Genomic DNA, 9,434 nt, shown 5'->3' on the forward strand with positions numbered 1-9,434 from the left:
GGCTTGACACCGACATCTTCTTCTCGATTTTCGCGGACCATCCCAAGCGTGCGCGCGCATGGTGGGCCGTGTCCGTGCAGACGACCGACGAGCCGTTTACCCGCGAGTATTCGGTGGAGAATTTCGGGACCGATTATCTGTTCCGCGTGAAGATTCGGCTCGGATTCAAGGTCTCCCAGTCCATTCCTGCATACATCCACCAAATCATGCACGATCTGGAGCATACGGGCGAGCTGCCGCAGCAGAAGTCGCAGTACCCGAAGCTTGACGCCGATCCAGGCGTGGGCACGATCAAGTATGTGCTGATTCACAAGGCGCTGATGCCGGAATCCACGATTTCGCAGCGTGGTGCGTTGTCCTTGCAGATGAAGTATGCGATTCGCCATGCGGCGGGTTCGCCGGTCAAATGGTTCGGTCTGGCTCCGTACAATCCGCTGATTGAGGTGCAGCCGCTGTTCCTGTCGACGCGTCGACCGCCGAGGCTCAAGCGTGAGGCGAATAATCTGCGACAGATTGAGTCCAGTGAGGACGTGCTCGCACTGACGAAGCCTGCGGCGAAGTCGTCGGCGCAGTCGTCAACGAAACCGTCGGCGAAACCGGCGGCAAAGTCCGAGAAACCGTCGGCGAAGTCGTCAGCGAAACCAGTGAAAGCCGCAACGACTGCCAAGTCCGATACCGCGGCGAAAGCCGATACTGTCGCGAAATCTGGCAATACAGCCAAGCAGTCCGCCAAGCCTGGCAACAACGCGAAGCCCGACAACGCCGCCAAGCAGCCCGCTAAATCTGCGAAACAAGGCTCGCAGCAGGCCGCCGAGGCCAAGCCCGACCACGCCCCGCAGCATCACAGCACAGCGAAATCGGGCGGTTCGTCGCGTCAATCAACGGGCCAACGCAAGAGCCAGTGACCGAAGCCGCCGCTGAACCGGTGATAGCAGCAATTAAGAGCCGTCCGCATGGGCGGCTCTTTGCTATAACCAACCCCTATAGCCACGCGCACCAGCCGTGTCCCGCCGCCCGTTAGAGTGGATGGTTATGTGCAGGTTACTGGGTTATGCGACTGCGGGTCTCAACCGCAGTCTGGAGGATGTGCTGGGCGGTCAGGCTGTCAAGGATTTCCGTGCGATGAGCGCGGTCCACAATGACGGCTGGGGCACCGCTTCGTTGCGCACGCCCGAGGAACCGCCGTACCGCAGGGATGGTGGCGCGCCTTCGCCTGAAACCGGCACGCGCTTGTACAAGACCACCACGTCGGCCTTGCACGACCCGGTATTCGAAGACCTCGCCCAGCAGCCGGCTCGCGGAGCGCTGTGGCATTTCCGCCTCGCCAGCTCGCATCTGCCGCTGATTCTTGAGAACCAGCAGCCGTTCTTCGCCAACGGGCTGAGCTTCATCCATAACGGCGATATTTCGGATGAGCAGGGGCGCAACATCATTGAGAACCATGATTTCCCCGTGGACCACAGCGTGTTCCTGTCCACGGGCGGACGCAGCGATTCCGCGGTGTTCTTCGCGGTGATTCTGGAGTACATCGGTTTCGGCTTCCCGCTGAATGAGGCGGTCGCCCAGGCGGTGCGCGAGCTGCGGCAGAGCTACCCGAAATCCAGCTACAACTGCATGATTCAAAGCGGCGACCAGCTGGTGGCGTTGCGCGCGTCCGGGCGGACGGAGGTTCCGCCGCGCATCATGGAGGTCTACTCGGGGTACGGCTGGCAGCAGCATGCCATCGATTATCGCGTGATTCGGTATCGGCGGATTCTGGGCGCTGACGGCACGGCGGAGGGCGTGGTCGTCGCCAGCTCCGGCTTCCCGCAGAGCGAGGCCGAAGGCTGGACGGAGCTTGACAACGACCAGATGATCGTCGCCTCGAACCGCACCGGCGAGTTCCGCCTCGAAACCATCTGAGAGCCCGCCCTCACCCACAAACTGTCTACGCTGGAAGGCTTGCGGGCGTAGCTGGTTTGTGGGAGATTCCGAACTGGTGACGCTAGGAGGGCACGTTGCGTAGACAGTTTGTAGAAGGGGCGCTTCAGTCACAACGGGCGGAGGGGATTCGGCTTGCTGCCTACAATGGACGGTATGAGTGGATATGTTCCGACATTGGCCCAAGTCGATGAGCTGCACAGGAAAATCGCGCCATCGCAGGCGGCATATGATCTGATACACACGCACTGCGTCATCGTGGCGACCATCGCCCGCGAAATCGTGCGGCACCAGAACGCGCTGTTCGTGCGGCGCTGCACCTTGCCGAAAGACGATTCCGGGCGACCCGACCCGTCGCAGGCCGCCGCATCCGACGGCATCACCGGCGGCGAAATCCCGCCGAGACTCCTGGATGAGAACCTTGTGGTAATTGGCGGACTGCTGCACGACATCGGCACGTACCGCGTGCTCAAGCAGGACGGTTCGGACGGAGAACCCTTGAAATTCGATGGTCCGCGCTACATCGAGCACGGTCTGCTCGGCTACCAGTACCTGCTGGATGAAGGCGTGGACGAATCCATCGCCCAGTTCGCGCGCAACCATACTGGCGTGGGGCTCACGAAGGACGAGGTGATCCGGCAGGGCCTGCCCTTGCCACCGGCGGATTACGTGCCTGTCAACCTCGAGCAGGAGGTGGTCATGGTCGCGGATAAATACAACAGTAAATCCGTGCCTCCGAAGTTCCTCACCGCGCAATCGTACGCGAACAAGGCGGCCCGTTTCGGCGAGGAGAACCGCCGCGCATGGCTCGACTTGGTCGACAAGTACGGCGAGCCGGACATTCCGGCGCTCGCCGAGCAGTTCCATCAGCGCGTGGTATGAGCTTGGCTCGGGTCGCTAACGTTGTTGCGTTGTTGCGTTGGCGGCCCTGGCGCGGTTGACGGTTGGCTGTCAAGCACTGTTAAGCACTGCTGAGCCTGCTGAGCACAGTTGACAATGGCCTGCGTCCCCGGCATAGGGGGCGCAGGCCATTGATGTATCAGCCGTCAGCGGTGGCCGGTTAAAGGCCGGCCGAACCGTCAGTCGTACAGCGTGAACGCCTCGTCACAGGCGTCTGCCACGTCATCGTTATCGGTGACGATGATGACGCAACGTCCGGAATCCGCGGTCCGCCGATTCGGGTGGGCGAGCTTGTTGAGCAGGTCGAGAATGGTTGCGGCGTCTTCCTCGTCGAGACCGCCTGTCGGCTCGTCGAGCAGCAGGACTTCGGCCTCGCAGCAGATGGCACGCGCGATGGCCAGACGCCTGCGGTCAATCTCCCGAAGCTTGCCTGCGGGCGTGTGCACGAGCGCTTCGTAGTTCTCGACGGCAAGGTCGCTGCCATCGCCGAAACCGGTTTGGTCCAGCAGGTCACGCGCGATATCGGGCTTAGGCTGCAGGAAGTTGCGGCCGGACGCGTCCATCGTGTATACGAGGTTGGCGATGGCATCCAGATCATCACGGATCGCATAGCGCTGCGGCACCACGCCAAGACGGTGTGCGCGCGCTTCAGCCGGGTCGAAGGAGGCGAGATCGCTGCTTTTCAGCATGACCCTGCCGCTGGTCGGGAACACCATGCCTGAGGCGACGGCCATGAATCCTGCGCGCTGCTCGGCGTCATCAGGGTCGACCATAATCGCGTACGTGCGGCCGATATAGCAGTCCATGCTGATGTTGTCGAGCACGTCACGGCCGGTTTTGCGGTTGCTCAGGATGACATTGTTGAACGCGAACGACGGGTATGCCTTCAGTGTGATGTGGCGGCGTTGGCGCAGTTCCCTGTCGATGTGGGATGATGCTCGGGTCGCGGTGTCGGCGTGCGCAACCGTCCTGGCGCTGTGGGTGTGTGGGGTGGCCGCGGAGACCCCGTGTTTGGCGGTATTGCCAGCGGCCGTCTTGCCGGATGCTGATGCCGCTGCGGTTGCGTCTGGTGTCGTCTTGCTGGCGTTTTCGGCGGCGTCGGCGTTTGTGGTGTCGGCTTGCGCATTCGTGTCTGCATTCGCAGCTTGCTCGTCAGCGGCTTCTGCACTTTCGGCTGCATCGCCGGCTTCGTCAGCTTCGTCAGCTGTGGCGGTTGTGTCGGCCGTGTCGGTACCTGCGGTATCGAGATCGGCGTCATCCACGGTGTCGTCAATAACGACGCTGAACTGCACGGATCCCGTGGATTCGTCCAGCTGTTCGATCTGGTCGGCCTTGGTCGGCTCGTTGTTCTCGCTCACTTGGATTCCTCCTTGGTCTGCTTGGTCTCCTTGTTCTGCTCGGCCTGCGTCACCGGCGCGTCACCGGTGTTTTCAGCGTCGCCGTCGCTGTCGTCGCTTTCGGCATTGCCGACGTTGCTGACATTGCTGACCTTGGCGTAATCGCCGCTGTCACGCGGTGCAAACAGTGAGATTCTGCGCACGGCGACCACGCGGAACATGGCGATGAACGACAGCACCAGGCAGGCGAGCAGACCGTAGCCGATGGTCTGCCACACGAGGCTCGCGGACATCGTCACGTCATAGCCACCGGCAAGCTGATGGGCGAGCGGCTTGGTGCCGAATCCGCCGGCCAGCGTGCCAATCGCGAAGCCAAATACTGTGGGGAACAGGACTTCGAGCATGAACTGCCATGCGATGCGCACCTTGGTGACGCCGACCAGCATGGCGGTCACGATTTCGCCGCGGCGGCGTACCAGGCCGAGCACCACCAGTGCAACCAGCAACAGCCCGCCGACGATCAACAGCACAATCCGGGCGATACGCAGGCGTTCCGCCAGCTTGCCCAGTGGCTTGATGCTGTCGGTATAGGCCTTGAGCGAGGTGGAGACGATTTTGTAGCCGGCCGGAAGCTTCGCCTTCTTGACCAGTGCGACGAACTTCTTGTACGCGCTCACGCTGTCAAGCGTAAAGGTGACCTGAAGGTCCGGAACCGCCCATCCCTTGCCGGTGGTCGTGTCGAAGTTGTTGATGGCGAACGCGTAATAGCCGACGAAAATCGCGTTGTCGCGGTTGTCTTTCGCCAGTTTCGTGGAGGCGGCCGTCTGTCCGTCCTTGTACCGGTAAATGCCGGCGACCTTGAGTTTGACAGTGGTCTTCGCGTCGGTGGGGCTGGCAATGGTGAAGGTGTCGCCGACCTTGAGATTGTTCTTCTTGGCGACGGTTTCGGAGATCAGCGCTGACGTCGAATCAGTGCTGGATGTGGAATAAGACAGGTTCTTGCCCTTGACGATGGTGAAGGCGCCCTGTGCATTGGCTGCCGCGGCCTCCTTGCTGTAGAAGGTGCGCAACGTGAACTCGCCGCCGGTCTTGCTGGCATCCTGGTCGGCGGTGCCTGCGACGGCCTTGAACTTTGACGTTTGCCTGACCGGCACGGATTCGGTGAAGGTGTAGGTGAAGCTGATATTGGCGTTTTGTGCGGCGCTGGCGTATGTGGAATACTGCGTCCACGACAGGTAGTTCTTGGTCCAGCTGGAGTCGGCGCCGTTGTACTTGGACTGCACGGACTGCTTGAGTTTCAGGTCGAAGGTGGGCTTTTGGGTGTCATAGCCGGAACCATACGCGGTGTCGCTTGCTTGGATGACCGCAGTGGAAAACATCGTTCCGAAAGTGACAATCAGGGCGGTGATGATGGTGAGCAGCGAACGCCACTTATGGCGTGTGAGCGCTGCCCATGCGTTCTTGAGAACGAACATGCGGTACTTCTCCAGTCTCTGGCGGTGCTGACCGCCGGGTGCGTACATGATGGCGTTGGCCGGGACGCTCCGGTCAGCGGGGCAATAATCCTATACCAACACTATTGCTAGTCTACGTTCGTGTAGTCTTGCACGACACTGGCATTGTACTTATGAAATGCTGGGAAAATCGTAAGAGCGCTGCGTGCCCCTTTCTGGTATGTATCCTGTGCGTGGCGGATTTTGGCTGATTTCGGGGGTTGCTTTCCTGATGCGTGGCGGATTCGCTGTATGTCTCAGTTCGGATAGAATGGGCGGGTGAGATGTGCTCGTTGGATGGTGCCCCTGTGCTCAGTAATCGGGGTGGGTATTGCGTTTGGCGTGGTGATGGGGTGGTTCCCGCACACGTCGATGATCTGGCGGTATCCGTTACAGCAGATTGACGCTTCGGCGCATTATTATTTCGTCCGCCGCATTCTGGGGGAGGGACTCGGCTCGGCGACGCACTTGTGGCCGAATGACGCGTATTATCCGCCGCTGTTCCACATGCTGGCAGCCGGGCTGGTGAACCTGGCGTCGGTGTTCGGCGCGAAGATGCCGATTTACACGGCGGTGAACGTCGTATGGTTGGTGACTTCGGGCATCGTGTGGCCGGCCGGCGTACTGCTGTTGTCCACATACTGGACGCGTTTGGTGGATCCACAGGGTTGGCGGCCGTTCTCCTGCGCGATGGCGATTATCGTGCCGGTGCTGTCCGTCTCCTCCGCGAGTCACCCGTTCCTGATGCTCGCCCGCGGGCCGCTGTACGCCTACGGACTGGCGACCTCGCTTCTGCCGTATTGGCTGTACGTTACGTTGCGTTTGTGTGACGCTCTGATCGGTCGTTGGCGGCGGCACAAGGCGGAGGCCGCGGCGGATGATAAGAACGGGCAGGGGGTACAGGCGGCAGCACCGGCAACCGCTTGCGAAACCGTGTCCGAAACCGCGTCCGAAATCACTCCCGCGATGATGCAGGCGCAGGCACGGACGCGCGTATGGCCGTGGATTCTCGGTTTCATCGCCATCGGCGGGCTGTGCATATTCGCCCATCCGCGCATCGTCTTCTCCTGGCTGCTGCTCATGGCGCCGTTCATCGTGCTGCGCATGCCGTGGAAGGTCATCGCGGCGCTCGCCGGTGCGGTCGTATGCGGGGCAGCTGCGCTGTTCGTGTATATGCGCGGTTCCTATCAATCCAACCGGTACGGCAATCCTGCGGCATGGTTCCACACCTTCGTGCCGTCGCGCACGGTGCCTCAAGCGTTGCGCACCTTCATCACGGACAACATCTCCGGCCCGGGCGGGTGGTTGATGGCGAGCGTGACCGTGCTTGCGCTGGTTGTCATCGGCTACGTGATCGCACGGCCGCAGCAGGTGTTCAAGCGCGCTGATTCCGATGCTGCTCATCCCGGTAAAGGCGGATACCACAACACCCGCAGGGATGCAATCGCTTTGGTTATCGCATGGCTGCTGCTCATGCTGCTGTTCGTCTGCTCGACTTCGCTGACCGGGTGGTTCCCGAATATCGTCGCCGCTGCCTGGTACCGGGCGGAGACCCGGCCGTTGAGCATGATTCCGTTCGGTGTGATCCCGCTGCTCGTGTTCGCCGCATGTGCGGTGGCGAGCTACGACGGATCGGTGTCGGTCCCGATGCCGTGGAAGGACGGTGACCGTGCGCGCAGCGGTGACCGTGCGCGCGGCAGCATCCGGTTGACGCGCACCGCACGGCAGAGCATCGTTGTGGTCGTGCTGGCGGCGCTCGCCGTCACCTGTCAGTTCGGCAATACGGAGCGGGCGGCGTTGTCACAATCGGTATATCACAATGTGCAATTGACCGATGAGCGGCCGGACGAGCAGCTGACATCCAGCAAATATCGGGCGCTCGGCGAGGTTGTGAAGGTGACCGGTACGCGCGCAGTCGTCATATCCGATCCGCTGAACGGCTCGATGTACGCGGTGAGCCTGTACGGGGCCAACATGTTGTACCCGATATACAACCCGATGAAAGAGAAGAACGGAGCGATTTTCGAGCAGACCGAGCTGTCCTTCGCCTCAGGGGATGACGCGCGGCTGCTCAATACCGTGTGCCCGCTGGGCGGCGACGACACGCCCACATATTTCCTGACGATGGGCCCTCAGGCGCCGAGCCTACAAATGTTCACGTTCCGCCAGCAGTTCGACCCGTTCCATGATGAAGGGCTGATCGCGCAATACGAGCGTCACGGCACGCTCGTCAAAGTGCGTGATCTTGGCCAATACGGGCATGGCTGGGCGCTCTACCGCTTCGGATGCGGCGTCGTGCGCGACTGACGCGGGCGGAGAAATCGGGCGCCGGTGTGACTCTCGGCGGCAGGTGGCCATGCTGTCAGCGCGCGGATGCCATCGTTATCATGCGCCGTACGCAAGATTGCGAGCGAAGTCTGAAATCTCTTCTTACAGCGGCGTGTCTACTCTTGCAAACATTTGCATGATGATAGATTGATGCTACATCATGCTGCCTGCTGCATGATACAGCTCGGTTTCGTGGACATTCGAAATCGTGAAATCCGAACGAATCGATGGAAAGAGGCGATGATGGCAAAGAACAAGAACACGAAAAAGGCGTTTGATGACATCAAGTTTGATGACATCAATTTTGCGCTTGTCAACGTTGTTTTCCTGCTGATTCTCCTAGTGTCGATGATTCCAAGAGGCGAGTGGGTCCTCATTGCGTTCATCTGTGTGTTGATGCTGCTCAACATCGCCATGATGATAACTGGTAACGCCAAAAAGAACACCAAGCAAGATGGCAATGCGGGCATGGCGGAACAGATTCAAACTGAGTGACGACTCAAACCACAGAAGTAGGGGCGCCGGGAAGGCAGAACGTCATTGTGGTCGATCAACGCTGACGACAACGGTGCTGACGATTTTGTCGGCGAAGGTTTGCCGTTGACTGTCCCACAGCGGCCAAAGGAAGCCGATGCACAACGGCGCGAAATCAGCGAGATGCGCCAGTTCCCGCAATCCCATTCGCCGGGCTGATATCGGGGCGCCGGATTCCTGATCGAGCACTTGCACACGCAGAAGCCGGTGCGCCCATGATTGTCCGTTGCGGGTAGATAAAGCGGAGATGACGCCGGCAACAAGCAGACTGGCGCAGCCGATCCAGGTTTCGGCTGCCCCGCCCGGTGAGGATTTGCCGAACAGCAGGGTGCCGATGAGCTGCGAGAGCAACGATGCCGGCAGTACGATGCGAAGGATATACGCCGCGGCTCGGCGCAGCCAGAGGGTGAACATCGTCGTTCCTTTCCGTTGACGGCCGAGCAAGAGGTATTGCAAGGGCTTACCGGCCGTGCTGTGAGGTCGTATTGCCAAGTGTAGTGGTTGGAGCGGCGGCGCACGGACTGAAACGCCGGGTTTGCGTATGCCCCGGCATACGCCGCATGACAGACGGGAGACGCCACGACCCATTCGTGGGCAATATGTCGAGTTACGTATGTACAGGCATGCGCAGGGCGCGGGACACGGCCCGGCGCTGCCGCTTTCCGCCCAGATCTGTGCAGCTTCGCATGCCACGGCATACAGGATGCGCATGCAGCCCGGAACAACGATCCAGATTTCCACACGCCCCGCCACCAGATACACAAGTTGTCATCTAACTCCGAATGGGGCCTATTCACCGCATTGTGGTAATGACCCCTATGACCCAGTAGCGACCATATCTAGCGCCCATTCCGCATGGTATGCAAAACCCCGGATGCCTTGCAATGCTTGGCTTCCGGGGTATCTGTGCGGAGGATACGAG

Annotated in this window: 8 protein-coding genes; 5 read left to right on the forward strand and 3 right to left on the reverse strand. The window is 60.7% G+C overall.

Annotated features, from left to right (window positions below):
* The 3 genes from ACI38B_RS04580 to ACI38B_RS04590 form a co-directional block, all read left to right on the forward strand.
* Nucleotides 1-905, forward strand: a 905-nt coding sequence (locus ACI38B_RS04580) for a KUP/HAK/KT family potassium transporter (protein ID WP_439729717.1), incomplete at its 5' end; no start/stop codon positions are given.
* Nucleotides 906-1,032: 127 nt separating this feature from the next.
* Nucleotides 1,033-1,902 (forward strand): class II glutamine amidotransferase, encoded by an 870-nt coding sequence (locus tag ACI38B_RS04585; RefSeq protein ID WP_439729718.1) that lies wholly within the window; start codon nt 1,033-1,035, stop codon nt 1,900-1,902.
* Nucleotides 1,903-2,076: 174 nt separating this feature from the next.
* A complete protein-coding gene (locus ACI38B_RS04590; RefSeq protein ID WP_439729719.1) occupies nt 2,077-2,802 on the forward strand; it encodes an HD domain-containing protein in 726 nt (241 codons plus the stop codon).
* A gap of 197 nt (nt 2,803-2,999) precedes the next feature.
* Here ACI38B_RS04590 and ACI38B_RS04595 read toward each other — a convergent pair whose 3' ends face one another.
* Complete coding sequence (locus ACI38B_RS04595; protein WP_439729720.1) at nt 3,000-4,178, reverse strand: ATP-binding cassette domain-containing protein; 1,179 nt, start codon at nt 4,176-4,178, stop codon at nt 3,000-3,002.
* Nucleotides 4,175-5,632, reverse strand: a complete 1,458-nt coding sequence (locus tag ACI38B_RS04600) for an FtsX-like permease family protein (RefSeq protein WP_439729721.1) — start codon at nt 5,630-5,632, stop codon at nt 4,175-4,177. The genes ACI38B_RS04595 and ACI38B_RS04600 overlap by 4 nt, the downstream gene beginning before the upstream one ends.
* A gap of 315 nt (nt 5,633-5,947) precedes the next feature.
* Here ACI38B_RS04600 and ACI38B_RS04605 point away from each other — a divergent pair, with 315 nt between their 5' ends.
* Nucleotides 5,948-7,957: a DUF6541 family protein gene (locus ACI38B_RS04605; protein WP_439729722.1), complete on the forward strand. Its 2,010-nt coding sequence runs from the start codon at nt 5,948-5,950 to the stop codon at nt 7,955-7,957.
* Between the two features lie 264 nt (nt 7,958-8,221).
* Nucleotides 8,222-8,473, forward strand: a complete 252-nt coding sequence (locus tag ACI38B_RS04610; RefSeq protein ID WP_439729723.1) for a hypothetical protein — start codon at nt 8,222-8,224, stop codon at nt 8,471-8,473.
* 42 nt (nt 8,474-8,515) lie between these two features.
* Here the strand turns inward: ACI38B_RS04610 and ACI38B_RS04615 are convergent, their stop codons facing one another.
* The gene (locus tag ACI38B_RS04615) at nt 8,516-8,926 is read right to left on the reverse strand and encodes an RDD family protein (RefSeq protein WP_439729724.1); all 411 of its coding nucleotides are present in this window, start codon (nt 8,924-8,926) and stop codon (nt 8,516-8,518) included.
* Nucleotides 8,927-9,434: the final 508 nt, after the last annotated feature.

Source organism: Bifidobacterium sp. (genome assembly GCF_051876855.1).
GTDB lineage: Bacteria > Actinomycetota > Actinomycetes > Actinomycetales > Bifidobacteriaceae > Bifidobacterium.